The organism is Roseofilum sp. (genome assembly GCF_982964205.1).
This window is the reverse complement of record NZ_CEZBFX010000033.1, coordinates 27,615-43,364: the sequence shown is the minus strand read 5'-3', so window position 1 is coordinate 43,364 and position 15,750 is coordinate 27,615. Positions and strand designations below refer to the sequence as shown.

Annotated in this window: 14 protein-coding genes; 6 read left to right on the top strand and 8 right to left on the bottom strand. The window is 43.8% G+C overall.

Features of this window, described 5'->3' with window-relative positions; genetic code table 11:
* Positions 1 to 200: 200 nt before the first annotated feature.
* On the top strand, positions 201 to 1,865 hold the full coding sequence (locus tag AC3A14_RS10725) for a YcjF family protein (protein WP_318732664.1): 1,665 nt from the start codon (positions 201 to 203) through the stop codon (positions 1,863 to 1,865).
* 8 nt (positions 1,866 to 1,873) lie between these two features.
* On the opposite strand, the gene AC3A14_RS10720 is transcribed toward AC3A14_RS10725, so the two are convergent.
* Positions 1,874 to 4,387: an ATP-binding protein gene (locus tag AC3A14_RS10720; RefSeq protein ID WP_318732663.1), complete on the bottom strand. Its 2,514-nt coding sequence runs from the start codon at positions 4,385 to 4,387 to the stop codon at positions 1,874 to 1,876.
* Positions 4,388 to 4,833: 446 nt separating this feature from the next.
* On the opposite strand from AC3A14_RS10720, the gene galT reads away from it, so the two are divergent.
* Both galT and AC3A14_RS10710 read left to right on the top strand, forming a co-directional pair.
* Positions 4,834 to 5,823: a galactose-1-phosphate uridylyltransferase gene (gene galT, locus AC3A14_RS10715; protein WP_413039054.1), complete on the top strand. Its 990-nt coding sequence runs from the start codon at positions 4,834 to 4,836 to the stop codon at positions 5,821 to 5,823.
* Positions 5,824 to 6,138: 315 nt separating this feature from the next.
* Positions 6,139 to 6,594 carry a GNAT family N-acetyltransferase gene (locus AC3A14_RS10710; RefSeq protein ID WP_318732662.1) on the top strand — a complete coding sequence of 152 codons (456 nt, stop codon included), beginning with the start codon at positions 6,139 to 6,141 and terminating at the stop codon, positions 6,592 to 6,594.
* Between the two features lie 58 nt (positions 6,595 to 6,652).
* On the opposite strand, the gene AC3A14_RS10705 is transcribed toward AC3A14_RS10710, so the two are convergent.
* The 4 genes from AC3A14_RS10705 to AC3A14_RS10690 all read right to left on the bottom strand — a co-directional run bounded on the left by AC3A14_RS10705 (position 6,653) and on the right by AC3A14_RS10690 (position 11,375).
* Positions 6,653 to 7,156: a DUF6653 family protein gene (locus tag AC3A14_RS10705; protein ID WP_318732661.1), complete on the bottom strand. Its 504-nt coding sequence runs from the start codon at positions 7,154 to 7,156 to the stop codon at positions 6,653 to 6,655.
* 68 nt (positions 7,157 to 7,224) lie between these two features.
* Positions 7,225 to 8,601: a gluconeogenesis factor YvcK family protein gene (locus tag AC3A14_RS10700; RefSeq protein WP_318732660.1), complete on the bottom strand. Its 1,377-nt coding sequence runs from the start codon at positions 8,599 to 8,601 to the stop codon at positions 7,225 to 7,227.
* 349 nt (positions 8,602 to 8,950) lie between these two features.
* Positions 8,951 to 9,385, bottom strand: coding sequence for an ATP-binding protein (locus tag AC3A14_RS10695; RefSeq protein ID WP_318719230.1), 435 nt, complete (start codon positions 9,383 to 9,385; stop codon positions 8,951 to 8,953).
* Between the two features lie 187 nt (positions 9,386 to 9,572).
* The gene (locus AC3A14_RS10690) at positions 9,573 to 11,375 is read right to left on the bottom strand and encodes a sensor histidine kinase (protein WP_318732659.1); all 1,803 of its coding nucleotides are present in this window, start codon (positions 11,373 to 11,375) and stop codon (positions 9,573 to 9,575) included.
* 210 nt (positions 11,376 to 11,585) lie between these two features.
* On the opposite strand from AC3A14_RS10690, the gene AC3A14_RS10685 reads away from it, so the two are divergent.
* Positions 11,586 to 12,425 carry a peptidoglycan-binding domain-containing protein gene (locus AC3A14_RS10685; protein WP_318732658.1) on the top strand — a complete coding sequence of 280 codons (840 nt, stop codon included), beginning with the start codon at positions 11,586 to 11,588 and terminating at the stop codon, positions 12,423 to 12,425.
* Positions 12,426 to 12,440: 15 nt separating this feature from the next.
* Here AC3A14_RS10685 and AC3A14_RS10680 read toward each other — a convergent pair whose 3' ends face one another.
* The 3 genes from AC3A14_RS10680 to AC3A14_RS10670 all read right to left on the bottom strand — a co-directional run bounded on the left by AC3A14_RS10680 (position 12,441) and on the right by AC3A14_RS10670 (position 14,590).
* Entirely contained in the window at positions 12,441 to 12,923 is a 483-nt protein-coding gene (locus tag AC3A14_RS10680; protein WP_318732657.1) for a CRR6 family NdhI maturation factor, read from the bottom strand.
* A 48-nt stretch (positions 12,924 to 12,971) separates the two neighbouring features.
* Positions 12,972 to 13,538, bottom strand: a complete 567-nt coding sequence (locus AC3A14_RS10675; RefSeq protein WP_318719236.1) for a DUF4334 domain-containing protein — start codon at positions 13,536 to 13,538, stop codon at positions 12,972 to 12,974.
* Positions 13,539 to 13,684: 146 nt separating this feature from the next.
* Positions 13,685 to 14,590, bottom strand: a complete 906-nt coding sequence (locus tag AC3A14_RS10670) for a glycosyltransferase family 10 domain-containing protein (RefSeq protein ID WP_318732656.1) — start codon at positions 14,588 to 14,590, stop codon at positions 13,685 to 13,687.
* A 445-nt stretch (positions 14,591 to 15,035) separates the two neighbouring features.
* Here AC3A14_RS10670 and AC3A14_RS10665 point away from each other — a divergent pair, with 445 nt between their 5' ends.
* Both AC3A14_RS10665 and AC3A14_RS10660 read left to right on the top strand, forming a co-directional pair.
* Positions 15,036 to 15,485, top strand: coding sequence for a Fur family transcriptional regulator (locus tag AC3A14_RS10665; protein ID WP_318719238.1), 450 nt, complete (start codon positions 15,036 to 15,038; stop codon positions 15,483 to 15,485).
* Between the two features lie 7 nt (positions 15,486 to 15,492).
* Positions 15,493 to 15,750 (top strand): nucleotidyltransferase family protein (locus tag AC3A14_RS10660; protein WP_487778998.1); only part of this gene is annotated, 258 nt, incomplete at its 3' end.

The window sequence follows — 15,750 nt, the reverse complement described above, 5'->3', positions numbered from 1 at the left end:
ATCAACTGATTCGTTAGGCGATGTCAGACAGTCCCAGACTGCTATTGCTGTTTGAGCGGAGAATCCCCGTACCTTCAGGTCGGGGAGTATGTCAACCTATCAAGGAACAGGGAAGTAATACCATGTTCTAAATTCTATTCTGCTTAACCAGGGGTGAACTGTTCCCCATTCCTCCATTTCCCCATTCGCCTACTCCCCCAATGCCCCTGCCTCGCCTCCTGATTCTTATTGTCGGTATTACGCTGGTTTTAGGGCTAATGCTGTGGTTCATTGATGCCCTGCGCTGGTTTTACCTACAAATTTCCTATACGTCCCCGCTCTTGGGAACTGTGGTTTTATTGTTAATCGTTGCTCTTTTGGGGGTGTTGCTGGCTGGTGTCATCTATTATGCCTGGATGTTTCAAGGGGGAAAAACCTCTAAAAGCGGCAGTCAAAGGGTGGTGAAGGTTCCCACAGAAAAAAAAGAGGCAGCCGCCGAAACCCTGAAAGCAGTACGCCAACAGATGGATAAGATTCAGGATCGGGTGGCACGGGAAGCCTTGTTAGAGCGATCGCGGCAAATAGAATCGAGTCTCCAAGGTCGGAATGTACGCGTCGTTGTCTTTGGCACAGGTTCATCGGGTAAAACTTCGGTGATTAATGGCTTATTGGGACAAATGGTGGGTCAAGTGCAGCCGACAATTGGAACGACTCAAGAGGGGCAAACCTATCATTTACCTTTAAGAGGATTAAACCGGGAAATCCTGATTACCGATACCCCCGGTATTCTGGAGATTGGGGAAGAAGGCAGCGATCGCGCCCAAATTGCTCGCCAGTTAGCTACTCAAGCCGATTTACTGCTATTTGTGGTCGATAATGATTTGCGTCAATCAGAATATGAACCCCTGCAAGCCTTAGCCCAAATTGGTAAGCGCTCTTTATTGGTGTTCAATAAGACCGATTTGTATACAGATGAAGACCAGGAGCGGATTCTCAGCCGCTTACGACAACGGGTACAGAGGCTGATGAGCAGCAGTGACGTGTTGGCGATCGCCGCTAATCCCCAAGCTGCCGTCTTACCCTCCGGCGATTTAGTGGTTCCAGACCCTGTTATTTTACCCCTAATCCGCCGCCTAGCCGCCGTTCTCAGAGCCGAAGGTGAAGATTTGGTTGCCGATAACATTTTGATGCAAGCCAGTGCCCTAGGCGACGATGCCCGGCGGATTTTGGATACCCAGCGCAAGCGCCAAGCCGATAAGACAGTGGAACAGTTCCAATGGATCGGTGCCGGGGCGATCGCCGTAACCCCCCTACCCGTGGTCGATTTATTAGCGACAGCAGCCGTCAATGCTCAAATGGTAATCGAATTAGGGCGGATCTATGGCTGCGAATTAAACATGGAACGGGGACGAGAATTAGCCCTCTCATTAGCCAAAACCCTAACCAGTTTAGGTATCGTGGAAGGAGCGTTAAAATTAGTGACTACTGCTCTACAATTAAACGTCGCCACCTTCATTATCGGTAAAGCCATTCAAGGAGTCACCGCCGCCTATTTAACCCGCATTGCCGGTAAAAGCTTTATCGAATATTTCCGCCAAGATCAAGATTGGGGAGACGGTGGAATTACAGAAGTTGTACAACGTCAATTCAAACTCAACAAACGGGATGAATTTGTCAAAGCCTTCATTCAAGATGCGATCGATCGCGTCGTCCATCCCCTCACCCAAGCCACATCTGAACCGTCTGAAGAAAACGATTCTACAGCCCTATCCTCTTCTTGGACTCCCCCCATTTCGTCCCTCAAGGTTCCCGAACCCCTTCCCCCCAATCTTACTCAGCAAGATGATTGGTCTGAAGACCTAGATCCAGAGAGAGATGATTGGTAAAATAATTGTTAATTGTTGATTGTTGATTTTTCTACCGGGATTTCAATACGGAACGTTGTGCCCTCTCCCATCGTAGACGCGCAGGTTAGTTTTCCTTGATGCCTCTCCACCACAATCTGGTAACTAATGGCTAATCCAATTCCTGTCCCCTTACCGATCGGTTTAGTTGTAAAAAATGGATCAAATAACCGAGAGTGCAAATCTTCCGGAATACCTAAGGCATTATCTTCAATCTCAATCACTACCCAATCTTTGCCTGTATCTTTGGAAGCAGATAGGGAAGTTGAAATCTTAATTTGGTTAGGATCAGCCTCTAACGCCTCATAACTCAAATTCTGTTTTAGATTGGCTTCCTCTAAGGCATCAATGGCATTCGCAATTAAATTCATAAATACCTGATTCAACTGACTGGGATAGCATTCGAGCAAAGGCAAATTGCTATAATCTTTCAGAACTTTAATTTCTGGGCGATGGGATTTAGATTTAAGTCGATTATTTAAGATCAACAACGTGCTATCCATTCCTTCATGGATATCTACCGCTTTCACTTCACTCTCATCAAGACGAGAGAAATTGCGTAATGAGCGTACAATACCCCGAATGCGATCGGCTCCAATGTGCATTGACTTCAGTAATTTAGGTAAATCTTCAACTAAAAATTCTAAATCTACTGCTTCACATTCTTCCTCTAGCTCTTCAGGGGGGGCAGGATAAAACTCCTGATAAAGCTCAAGAACCGAGAGTAAATCTTGGATATAATTATCGGCATGGGAAAGATTACCATAAATGAAATTAACCGGATTATTAATCTCATGGGCAATTCCAGCGACTAATTGCCCTAAACTGGACATTTTCTCATTTTGGATTAAGTGGGTTTGAGCCTGTTTTAGTTCCTGAAGCGTTTGTTCAAGTTGCATGGCTCTTTCTTTTTCTCTTACCTCTGATATTTTCAATGCTTCATTTACTTTGGCAAGTTCATCTGCTTTTTTTAAGACAATTTTGATGATGGACTTTTGCAGGCTTAAAGCTGCATCTATCTCACATTTTTTCCACGCAGAAGATTGTAAAATTACCGTCTCTTTCCATAACTCAAAAGATTGCCTAGGGCAAAGAAAAACATTCTTTTTGCTGTTTTTTAAGGAATCCTCTGGATTACCTGCCCAATTGACCGTCTGCACCATTTCTGGGCGAAACCAAATCAAATATTTATCTTTAGTCGCTGTGATTTTAATTGCTAATATCCCACTAGCCACATCTTTATAGGCGGTGGATTGAGGATCGATATTAGCCAAACAAGCAGTATGGAAAAAACGGGCATCTCCCATATAGAAGCCGAGATTTTGTATGAGTTTTTGCACATAGGTGCTGTCGGGAGTTTCTCCAATCAAAATCCAGCGATCGTCTAAGCCAACTGCCACCCCTGTTGCTCCTACTAAATCTAAGAGATTTTGTTGATTTTCAACCAATCCATCCACATAATTTTCGGCATTAGACATCGATTCCAATAAACAGGATTGGACATCTTTGAGATCGAGCTTGTATTCATAATCGCCATCATATTCTTTATGCCCCAATTCCAAAGATAAGGACTGGGCTAAAAACTCACAGGTAAATCTTTGTTCATAAGAGATGGAAATGGGAGTATCATAATGATGGCAGGCAATTAACCCCCAAAGTTTTTGATCTTGAATTAAAGAAATCGTCATTGAGGAGCGCACGCCCATGTTTTTCAAATATTGCAGATGACAATGAGATACACTTCTTAAATATGACCCTTTCAAATCAGGTTTATTCCGAGTTAAAAGACTGATATCAGGGATCATTTTTACGGCATCTGTACGGGTATCAAAAATAATTCTCAATCGATCTTTGAGGAATGAATTTCTAACAGTTTCAGGAATATCAATATCGGGATAATGTAAACCTAAATAGGACTCTAGATCTTCCCGTTTAGATTCAGCAATCACACTGCCATGATGATCTTCATGAAACTTGTAAAGCATTACTCGGTCAAAATTCGTGATTCTACGAATATTTTCAGCCGCGACTTCACAGACTTCTTCCAATGTTTGAGCTGTATTCAGTTTGATGGCACATTCTTTAGTCAGATGATAAAAACTAAGGGACTGATTCAAACCTCGATCGCTGCTTTTTTCTAATTCTAGAATCAGGCAACTATCTTGATGATGAATCATACCACTAAACCCAGTCTCTCCCATGCCCTTAATTTTTAGTTGAAGTGGATTATTTGCATCAACACTCAGATATGCTAAATGATTTTGAAGCAGGTTCAGTTGGGAGGAGTCTAATAATACGGACAAAGGTTGATTGAGGAGAGATTCTGGAGGATAGCCTAAAAAATGCTCAGTGTTTTCACTAACTTGTATGAGGGTGAAATCTGGCTCAGTTAAGACTAATAAGACACCATGAGCTTGAATGGATGTGGGGAAATAAACGGATTCTTCTTGAGCGATCGTCCAGTGTCGAGAGGGACGCAAGCTAATATTGAATGGGGTATTCATGGTTAACAGTCGAGGTAAAATAAGGTTAAAAGATGGGGTGAAATATGGAGGTCAAGCGAGGGTTCCCTGAGTGAAATTGGACAAATCTAGGGTAGTATTGAAATTAATTTACAGTCCTTGAGTATTTTTTGCTGAGTGTAAAAAGACTAGCAATATACATGGATGTCATGGATATCATTGTAACATAAAAGCAATCGCAGGTGCTTTACAGTACTAGATGTTGACAAAACGTAAAATTCCAATCCTTGAACACCAGGATGAGGCAAAAATGATGCTGAACACACTTGAAAATCTGTTATCGCTCAAGTCTTAAACCAAACCTCTTCAGTCGTAAAAGCATGGTGACCAGAAGGTGAATCTTGCGATCGCCGGTTTCAGTGCAGGATTAGGCGTTAAAGTAAGGTAGGCAAATCTAACAAACATGACGCGGGATTCAAGTGCAAGATATTGAAGGTAACCACATCCGACTCAATAAGGTCACCAGGGAATGGGTCATCTATGCTCCCAAGAGAAAGCACCGTCCCCAAGATTGGCGACAAGCCTGCACTATCGCTCCTCCGATTCCCCTTCCTTGCCCCTTTTGTCCTGGAGGGACTCATGAAGAGGAACCCATTTTACTAGAACTGCCTAAAGCTAATGGTTCTGGGTGGCAAACCCGTGTTGTTGGCAATCGCTATCCGGCACTTTCGACTCAAGGCAATACCCTGCGAGCTTCCCATGGGATTTACCTCACGATGCCAGGTTATGGTCGCCATGAGGTAATTATCGAAAGTCCAGATCATGATAAGGATATTCCTACCATGGAGCGATCGGAAGTGGAGCTGATTGTAGAAACCTATCATCACCGCTACATCGATCTAATGCGGGAACATGAGAGCATGATGGGGATTATCTTCCGCAATCACGGACAACGAGCAGGTGCGTCCCAATCCCATCCCCATTCCCAGATTATCATTACGAGTATTGTACCTCAACAGCGACGCTGGCGCGAGGAGGAAGCACAACGATATTATGATGACTGGGGGCGGTGTTTGTACTGTGATATTCTCAAGTTTGAGTACAAGGAGCAGACGCGGATACTAGAGGAAAATAATTCATTTTTGGCGTTTGTACCCTTTGCTGCTGAAGTGCCGTTTGAGATATCGATCGCCCCGAAACACCATGAGGCGGATTTTGGCAGTCTGACGGATACAGAAAAAGCAGATTTCGCCGCTATCCTACAAAGTATTTTAACGCGGTTATCGGCAAAACTCAACGATCCAGACTATAACTACATCATCAATACCGCAGCTCGCTATAAGGCAGAAGAACCTCAAGTTCACTGGTATTGCCAAATCCGCCCCCGGTTAACTACTCCTGCGGGATTTGAAATTGCTTCTAGCGTGAGTATTAATCCCTCTTTGCCGGAATGGGATGCTGAGTTTTTGCGACAATAGGGTGTTAAGTAGATGGGGAAGAGGAAAGCGATGCCTCAGACGAAAATTTGTCCAAATCTCCGAAGTAGTCAGACACGGAGAATTCCAACTTCAGCTTATTGTAGGAAATAATATCGCAAATGCAGAATATTGAATTATTCCCTCGATCGCAGTTTCATACTGCGAATTGCCCAACACGATGAGATCGAGACTCTCTTTAAAATTAGAACCTCTCTCGTTAAGCGATTGCGGCTTTGGTTGAGTATGAATTGTAATACACAAATTTTAAAAATATCCCAATCATGATTGTATCAATCTCAATCGAATCAACTAATTATGAAACTCCGAATTGCCCAACACGATGATATTGAAACTCTCTTTGAGATTAGAACCAGTGTCGTTGAAAATTATCAATCCCGTGAAGAGATTGCTCAACTGGGGATTACTCCAGAGTCAGTTGCCCAAATGTTAGCAACAGATAGTTGTGCATGGGTTGCTGAGATTGAGAGTCAACCCATTGGTTTCTCTATTGCCAATGCCACAGAAAAAACCATATTGGGCCTATTTGTTCTCCCTGCTTTTGAAGATCGAGGAGTTGGACGTGCCCTCATACAAGCGGCTGAAGATTGGTTAGGGTTGCAGGAAATTGAAGAGATTTGGTTGCTGACAGGTAACAATCCCAACTTCAGAGCCTACGGTTTTTATTTACATCTGGGCTGGGTTCCCGTTGGTGTTGAATCGGATGGAGACTTCCAAGGAGAGATGAAATTTATCAAAAAATTGACACAATAGTTCCTTTGAATCTTATTGTTCAGGCATTTCATAGGAAAGATTGCGAATACGCTTGAGTTCAATACAACCAATCGCGATATTGGGGATGGTCTTTCATGTCTTCAAAGAGCCAAACCATGCGATCGAGAAACCAGGTTTTAGCCAAAATAGTCCAAGATAAACCCAGCAAAGTCGGCCAAAGTGTTAAGGTAATCAAACCCCAGAGCGCGATCGCAAAACCGACCCCATTCACTGTATTCGTAAACGCCAACACGGGTTGATGATGGCTGGGAATCGGGACTTGCTTTTGATTGAGCCAAACCCGTTCTCCTAATACGCCTTTTGAAGCCCAATTTTGGGTACTTTCTGGTTTGGGAAACAGGCGCGGATTAATCCAAATCCAAAACAAAACTAAGGTAATGGGAATTAATGCGCCCCAACCTAACCAAAGACGACTCCAACTGGCTAATACTAATAGAGGTAAACTCAGGTAGCGTGTCCAAAAACTCCAGGGATTCGTATGATGTTCCCATACTGTATCCGTCATTTGGAAAATATTGGCGATCTTTTGGGCATAAGTCATGGTTTAAAATTTATGAATAATATTTTTCAGATCGATTGAAGTCGTTTATATTGTTCCTAGGATTTCTTTTACAAGCCCCGTACGCGGCTATACCAACGTAACAAGACTTTCGCCAACTGATGGGAATCATGGCGGACTTTGTGAGCGATCGCGTCCTCATCCATGACATTACTCATCACCATCCGATATCCTAACCGTGCCACATCTTCGCGATCCAAAAATACCGGATGGGAACGCTGCTTTGCATATCGCATTAGAGCCGCTTCAGAAGGGGGCCGTTTATGCACTAAAACCGCATCAAAAATCCGCCGTTTCACCACCCGATCGATCGCCCGAATATGATCGGAAACAGTATAGCTATCGGTCTCTCCGGGTTCCGTCATAATATTGCAGACATAGATCCGGGGAACCCGTTTTTTGGCGATCGCCTCCACAATTTCTGGTACTAATAAATTGGGAATCACGCTCGTATACAAACTACCTGGCCCCACAATAATATAATCGGCTTCCTCAATCGCGGCGATCGCGGCGGGCAGAGCTGGCGGAGACTCCGGAACACAACCAATCTTAACAATTTTTCCCCTTGCCTCTGGAATCCGAGATTCCCCCTCAATCCGTCGGCCATCCTCCATCTCAGCCCACAAATACACATCTTCCAACGTTGCTGGTAACACCTGACCGCGTACCGCTAACACATGAGAACTCGCGGCGATCGCCTGCTCCAAATCCCCCGTAACCTCACTCATGGCGGTCAAAAATAAATTACCAAAACTATGACCCGCTAACCCATCCCCCGTCTTAAAACGATATTGAAACAACTCCGTCAACAACTTCTCTTCATCCCCCAAAGCCGCCAAACAATTGCGAATATCCCCAGGCGGTTGCACTCCCAACTCCCGTCGCAACCGTCCCGAAGACCCTCCATCATCGGCCACCGTCACAATCGCCGTAATATTAGCGCTATAGAGCTTCAACCCCCGCAACAGCGTCGATAACCCTGTTCCTCCTCCCAGCGCCACAATTTTCGGCCCCCGATGCAGACGACGATGGTTCATCAACATATCCACCAACTCCTCATCCCCAGGAGGCCTTAGCACCTGACTAATAGAATTCACGGTTTGACTCTGGCCCCACAAAATCAGTAGAATCCCCCCAATCACGACCAACGGCCCGCTAATCGTATTCGGAACCAACTGAGCCAAACCGCTTAATACTGCCTCCGTTAATCTCAGCAAATAAAAAACTGGGGTCATCTTCGTCCAAATCGCCAACCCCAAAGTTGCCAGAATCATTCCCCCAGCGCTAATCACCATCCAGCGCTTAACGAACAATCCAGGGGAGAGCCATTTAAACCACTGATTCAAACGCGAAGATTTGCCACTGCGTCGGCCAATGGCTTGGGTATAATGGTTTCTTCGCAGTCGCTTGAGTAGACTAAAGGACATAGGCTTGAGGATTCAGGTTCAAGGGAGTAGTCAATAGAAAGGTTAACCCTTCTACATCCGATTCACAACCGAACACTCGACATTTAGCGCATTTGGCTCTTAGTCTAACCTGAGTTTGGTAGAAGCAAAGGTAAGCTCAGAGAAGAATTGACACATCAGACAAATGGCCATACTCGATTATCTCTCTAAACAAGACTGGAAAAGCCTTGACAGGATTCAGAAGGGATCAATTTTAGGCATAGCAACCACCAAACCCATTCCTTTTTGCCTTTTGCATCTTTAATTGCCACACTTTTAGGGTTTCTTGGGTTGGCGGTGGAGAGGAAGTCACATCAGCTCAATTCTGAGTCTAGAGCGGATCTAAGGAGTGTTCTTGCCGTTTGACAATAAACACATTACGGTTGATCGAGCCAGTGCGCTCATGGATAAACCGATCTACACTTTGCAGGGCTAAGTAAACCCCTAACCCCCCACAGGGCCGTTGTTCGATTGACAAACATAAATGAGGGGGTTCCTCTTCTTCTGTGGGATCGTAAACAGCGCCTGTATCTTCCATAGAGACCATCAGTTCTCGATCGGTCATATCTGCTCGGATATCTAAATCCCCATTAATGCCTGCTTCTACATAACCATGAATAATAATATTAGTAGCGATTTCATCAACTGCTAATCTCAATTTATAAGAGGATTTACGATCTAACCCTGCCTCCTGAGCTACAGCTAAAACATACTGTGCAATCACTGACAAAGAATCTAGTTTACCTGAAGCAATCAAATGCTGCATTATCTTAAAAAGGGATCATCTATGACTACTTTTAGGGAGGGATCAATTGGGATCAGTCATGAAGATACGGTCAGGTCGCATTTTTATTCAACCCGCTAAAATAACGGTTGCATTAAGTTGTACCAAAATAGTATCTGTTTCACCCCATTTCAATCGTAATCTGATTGGGTTAACGTTGGGTTTAAAATTAGCTTAAATTTACAGAAGGGGAGGAGGAGCGATACTCAGGAAGGCACAACCAGAAACGAGACCCCTGAGTTAGATAACTTTCAACACCTAACTGACCACCATGGGTGGCTAGAATCCGATCGCATTGATATAGGCCCAGGGAAATGCCAGTTAAGGGATGGCTGGTGTGAGAGTCCGAAGCTTGAGGATCTAAGGAAAATAAATAGGGCAGCTTTTCGGCAGTAATACCAACGCCATTATCGGTCACTGAACAGCAAACCTCACGGTTAGGTTGAGTTTGGAACTGAATCTGGATCTCGACTCCAGGGGGATTATGCTTGATGGCATTGGAGAGCAGATGTTCAAACACACGCTTCATCTGCTGAGGATCGGCATCAACGAGGGGTAATTTCTCTGGCCGATGATACGTTAGGCGAACCTCATTGGCTTGAAAATCCGGTTGCAGTTCTTCTAGTACCTGTTCTAAAACGAGAGTGAGATTAATGGCTTCAGTCTCGATCGCTCTTAAGTTAGAATCCAGATTAGCCACTTCCAGCAGAGTGTTGAGTTTACGCAATTGGAGATCGCCTCCTTCAGTGAGCCGTTGCAGGAGCGATCGACTCACCGATAGGGTTTCTCCCGGTTTTTTGAGTAAATTTTGATGGAGCATCAGCATTCCCATGAGTGTGGTGCGTAAATCATGGGCAATGGCTTGAAAAAAACAATTTTTCAGTTGATTGGAGCGGCTTAAGGCCTCCTGATTTTCCTGTAAGGTTTGCTTTTGTTGCTCCAAGGTGGTTTCTAACTCTATAATCGAAGCTTCTCTAAGGGTAATATCTTCCGATAAGCGATCGTGATTATGGCGCAGTAGCTCGGCATTAACCGTAAGTTCCGTTAAACTGGCAGCCAAGATCAAAGCTGTGATCTGAATTGATCCGATCAAGATTTCAAACCCGAAGATGGCTTCTTGCCTAGTATCTGCCCTTACGATCAATAGACCTTGCTCTTGACTCAAACCCATTAAAGCCACAACTGCGATCGAGAGACTGGTGGTAAAAATCCCGATCGCCCCATAGCGAAAGGCTGCCCAAACGATAAATGGAAAACAGAGATATTCTAAGGGCGCATCAGCTATATCCAGCATCCACCGATCGTTAATCCACCCCATATCGGGGAGACCAAAAATCAAGCTACTAACCACGAAGAAAAGGACGATCGCGATCGGGGTTTCTATCCAATATTCAGGAGTGTTAATCTGAATTGACTCTTTCCCCAAAGACCAACGGCTGATCCCATAGACAAGAATTGGAGTAATCAATAAAACTCCCATACTCTCATTCAACCACATTCTCCACAGATGCTCTAAAGCCATTTGCGAAGTGAGTATCTGTAACCATAGACTCAAAACGGTATCCAGGAATGCCATAATCCCCGTACCGATCGTAGCTCCCCAAAAGACTAACTGAAGTATGGGTTTGAGTTTCGGAAGCATGGGTTTCCATCGACATAACCCTAATAAATAAACGCCGATCGCCGCACCCGTGATATGACTGAGTGCCCCAGCGATCGCCACTACAGGGGAAGCGCCTAAAATGAGGGCATAAGCCAAACTTCCTAGACCCACTCCTGGCCAAAGCTCGATACCATAAACCGCTAATACCCCTAGGGCTATCCCTGCGGCTGGACAAATTGGAGAAATTTCTCCTAAGCCCATCATTGTTGTCGTTATATAGGCGACAATGAAGTACACTAGGACAATCGCCCCACTGAGCAAACTGTATCGGCTAATTGGGTATCCCTGAGTTATGATTTTGGTATCCATGAGTTATGAGCTATCCACCTCTTGTCTTTTCAGGTTAATGATGAATTGATACCGTGACTTCCTCCACTAGGGTGAATTTCTCGTGGAGAGTTAACTGATGTTTAATACATTGAGGGAAGTCGGGAGTTGGGAGTAAGCAGATCTTCCCTGTTCAATGCATTGATCGTAGACACTATAGAATGGTGGTGTTTTTCAATAGGTATGGTGTTTATGGATGGTTTAGCCTACCTCCATTACGCTCTGGTTTGGGATGATTTCAATGGCGATCAGATTGCTAATGTTCAGCAGCTTTTGGCGATCGCCTTAGTCATCTCTCTTTTGAGTCAAATGTCTCCCACCCTAGGAAATTATGTGTGGCAGTTGGGGGATTATGGCCCTGCGGTTGTGGAGCTTCAGGATCGACTTAAAGCAGTAGGATGTTTTCCTAGGGGTACGCGCAGTACGGGCTATTATGGCCCCATTACTACAGAATCGGTTAAAGCCTTACAAGCTGCTCAGAACATTGCGATCGATGGCATTGTTGGGATTCAAACACAAGCCTTACTCGATCGCGGTTTGGGCTGTTATATTCAGGAACACTCCTCTATTTTGAAAGTGGGGAGTCAAGGCGATCGCGTTGGTAAGCTTCAAATTCAACTCAATAACTGGGGAGTCCCTCCTCAACCGGGAGGGAGCCTCAAGGTGGATGGTATTTTTGGCCCCGAAACCCAAAAATCGGTTATTCGCTTTCAAGAGTTTAAGGGATTGAAGGTGGATGGTGTTGTAGGGCCAAAAACTTCTCAAGCATTGTGGGAACGCCGTTTGAATGCCGAACAACAACGATTGTTTGCTGAATTTAAGGCTCTGGCTGTTTGGCTGTGTGAAGATCCCCAAAATCCGAACGATCTCGAACATAAACGGATCAGGGAAGAGATGCTATGGGGTTATTCTGATGGCGATCGCCGCCTGAATTGGGAAGACTGGAGCAAACAGTGGTGTCGGTTAGGTTTTAATCCCCAAAATCCCGATAACTGGGGCGGGATTTATCAAGGGTATATGGGACAGTTTTAATCCTCATTACTTACTTTAAGGGTTCATAATCAGGTCAAAGAAACCATCATCTAATTCGTAGCCTAGCATTTGGGTCATGGCTTTGAGGCGCGATCGCGCCTCAATTCCTTGCTGTTGCATCCAGTTCATTAAGACAAAAGTTTTACACATGACAAAAATTTCCAGGGCTTCCGGGTTGAATTGAATACCATCAGTGCGATGGAATTGATGGGGAATGAGCATGGCGGTATAACGGGCTAGCTCTCCTCCTTTCCAGTCCAATAGGAAGGGCAGCCAAGGATAGACGGTATCTAAACGGATAAACCAGAGGCGAATTTCGGGAATTTCTGAGAGTTCCCTGGGATCAGTATCTTCGCAGGGATATTCAATGTTAAATTTGAGTTGTTGTTCGTAGGCAGATAACTGACTTTCCGCTAATAGGGGAGCGATCGCCTCCTGAGCTGGGGCAAGATCTAAGGTTTGAATGGCTTTAGCACTCAATTTAATTTCAATAGACATGGTTTTTAATTCTGGATTGTCATTAATCATGGCGATTTAGAGAAGAGATTATTTTTGAGCAGACCGCTTGAGAATAAAAAAGAAAGGTCGGGGCAAACTCTTAAAATCCATCACTCCTAAAACAGTTTTACCGTCAATTTTTCTAAAGGAATCATTGATCGGCAAATAATCATAGATCATCGTCGCGCTGAGTTTATTTCGGTATTCCATCATCCGTAATCGGGCTTGACTTTTTTCTGTTTTGAGTAGAGAATTTGTGCAACCCAATAAAGGCTTGAGCATAGCTAGATTCATCTTCGGCATTTTGCCAATCCATTCCATAGCTCTAACATTGGGTGCAACTTTAATAATTTGTCCCTGGGCATCTAAAAATAGCAAAGGGTGTACCGTTTCAGCATTAATGAATTCTTTTCCATACCAATTGGAGGCTTCTAATAAGCCATCCATGGGGTGATCGGTATGCAATTGAGAACCTTGCCATCGACCGAACATAAATTCTAAGCTAACCGGTTCTAGGGCATCAAATAACTCTAGAGCTGTATCGAGGGTGGTTTTACCATTGTGTAGGATAGATTGGCTCTGTTTGAGGATTTCTAGATTTTGACTAACGGTCACGAGATTGACTCTTTAACTGGCGATCGAATAGATTTATTTTAACACTGCGGCAACAAGGTAGATTGTACCTAAGAAATTGCCAGCTATTTTATGGTGGCTTGTCGGGATCGACTGTTGTAACTTATGGCACACAAATCCCCCCGATTTTAAGCTTGCCAGCCCAGTATCGTACGAATTCTAAGCAAAGTTCTATCAAGAACCTTTTGGTACGGCTGCTCCTCCTGTTTACGATTCAGAGCATTTCTTAATGCATCAACGCAAAGGAGCATGCGTTCTTCAAATTCGGCCTCTCTGATGTCCTGGATATAATCAAACAATAAATCTGGATTCCTAAATTTAAAGTAGTCCAAAAAGCTATTTTCTGGGAAGTCTTCATAAATTTTATTGCCATCTCCATAGTAAATTGGCAGACATCCACCCTGGATAGAATCCCATATTTTCTCAGTACAATAATAGGGCCAATTTGTATTTTCAAAACACAAGTTAAAGCTATATTTTTTTAGTATTTCAATTTTTCTCGATCTCCAAAACTTTCCTCTAGATTGTCCAACAGAAATCCCATTGGGCCAACCCTTACCATAAATATCTAATAAACCAATATTATGACCTTTAAGTGCTATTTCAGTTCTCAAGTTACATAAATCTATGTCAGCACCTTGATGAATCAGCCTCCATCTTTTCCCTGCCTGATAAGTCATTAGCGAAACTATTTTTTTGTTTTCAAATCCTGTTCTTTTTATGACTAATCTTGGCTCTTCTGATAGGCAGGGGAGATAGTAATAGTTATCACTGAAAATCCCTGTGTAGACATTCATTACATTTATTTTGGGCAGGAAAGGAGATGAAATTTCCTGACTAAAATTCTTGCTAAACCGAGGTTCTTGAGTCCAAATTAAATACTGTTTAGTAGAGCCAAACTTTAGTGCAACATCCAAGATCTTATTGCAGGTTCCACTGATAATTAAATCGGATTTTTTGGCTTCAACAAACTGGATCTGATTACCCTCAAAAAAATCAACTCCCTTCTTTGATGTAAATGGTGTGTTCAACATAGATGGACCAGTAACACAGATTTTTATCATGAGATTTAATCATGCAATAAAAAACACCAATTTCCTCAGTACAGGATAAAAGACTTGAAAATAAAAAGCAGACTGGATTTCATCAGAATCAGAAATCCAATAGGTCATTATAGTCAATTGGATAGCGATCGCCTTAATAAATTGTACTCAACTCCCCCCTGATTCTAGGGTTTCGACTCCCCTGTTACTGACTCGATTCACCTCAATCGACTGTTCCACTCGAAGACAGGCTAGGGAATTCTGAGTTAAAGTGGTAATGAGTTTACTTTAACGGGGAAGACGAGGACAAGTGGAGAGCGATAATGCAAGCCATTGCTGACGTAATAAAACTCCGTTTCGCGAAAGCGATCGCACTTTACCCTGACGAGCTAATCCTAATGCTGTTTATTCTTCAGGAGAACCCATATTATTGAACATGAGCAACGAACCGAACACCTTAGAACCGATCCGCTCTTTAGAAGATGCCATTCATCGCTGTCAAGATCTGGGAATGCGTCTGAGTCGTCAACGGCGGTTTATCCTAGAATTACTCTGGCAGGAACAAGAGCATCTTTCAGCACGGGAAATTTATGACCTACTGAATCAGCAAGGAAGAGCGATCGGTCATACCTCAGTGTATCAGAATCTCGAAGCCCTTTCTTCCCAAGGCATCATTGAATGTGTCGATCGCGCCGATGGCCGGCTCTACGGTCATATTAGTGACCCCCATTCTCACATTAATTGCTTAGATAATGGCAAAATTCTGGATATTCACGTCGAGCTACCGCCAGAGTTAATCGATCAAATTGAAGCGCAAACTGGGGTTAAAATCACCGATTATCGGATTGATTTCTATGGATATAGCGCTTCGTGTGGTAATGGGTAATGGGAAAATGTTAAGCAAGCAAGCCGTTCTAGATAATTTATCAGAACATCGCGAACAATTACAGCAATTCAGCGTGAAAATGTTGTTTTTATTTGGGTCAGTTGCCAGAGATATGGCGCATCCAGATAGCGATGTAGATTTGCTAGTCGAATTTGAGTGCCCAGTTGGGTTATTTACATTTCTGGGTCTCAAGCATTATCTAGAAGAGATCCTCGGCTGCTCAGTGGATTTGGGTACGCCGAATTCTCTCAAACCCGCTTTGAAG

Bases quoted from the DNA above. Each gene is read 5' to 3' on its own strand.
- AC3A14_RS10690 (WP_318732659.1), bottom strand. From the start codon at position 11,375: ATGGATACCAAAATCATAACTCAGGGATACCCAATTAGCCGATACAGT.
- AC3A14_RS10710 (WP_318732662.1), top strand. From the start codon at position 6,139: ATGAAACTCCGAATTGCCCAACACGATGATATTGAAACTCTCTTTGAG.
- AC3A14_RS10725 (WP_318732664.1), top strand. From the start codon at position 201: ATGCCCCTGCCTCGCCTCCTGATTCTTATTGTCGGTATTACGCTGGTT.
- AC3A14_RS10685 (WP_318732658.1), top strand. From the start codon at position 11,586: ATGGATGGTTTAGCCTACCTCCATTACGCTCTGGTTTGGGATGATTTC.
- AC3A14_RS10720 (WP_318732663.1), bottom strand. From the start codon at position 4,387: ATGAATACCCCATTCAATATTAGCTTGCGTCCCTCTCGACACTGGACG.
- AC3A14_RS10680 (WP_318732657.1), bottom strand. From the start codon at position 12,923: ATGTCTATTGAAATTAAATTGAGTGCTAAAGCCATTCAAACCTTAGAT.
- AC3A14_RS10705 (WP_318732661.1), bottom strand. From the start codon at position 7,156: ATGACTTATGCCCAAAAGATCGCCAATATTTTCCAAATGACGGATACA.
- AC3A14_RS10700 (WP_318732660.1), bottom strand. From the start codon at position 8,601: ATGTCCTTTAGTCTACTCAAGCGACTGCGAAGAAACCATTATACCCAA.
- AC3A14_RS10665 (WP_318719238.1), top strand. From the start codon at position 15,036: ATGAGCAACGAACCGAACACCTTAGAACCGATCCGCTCTTTAGAAGAT.
- AC3A14_RS10670 (WP_318732656.1), bottom strand. From the start codon at position 14,590: ATGTTGAACACACCATTTACATCAAAGAAGGGAGTTGATTTTTTTGAG.
- AC3A14_RS10695 (WP_318719230.1), bottom strand. From the start codon at position 9,385: ATGCAGCATTTGATTGCTTCAGGTAAACTAGATTCTTTGTCAGTGATT.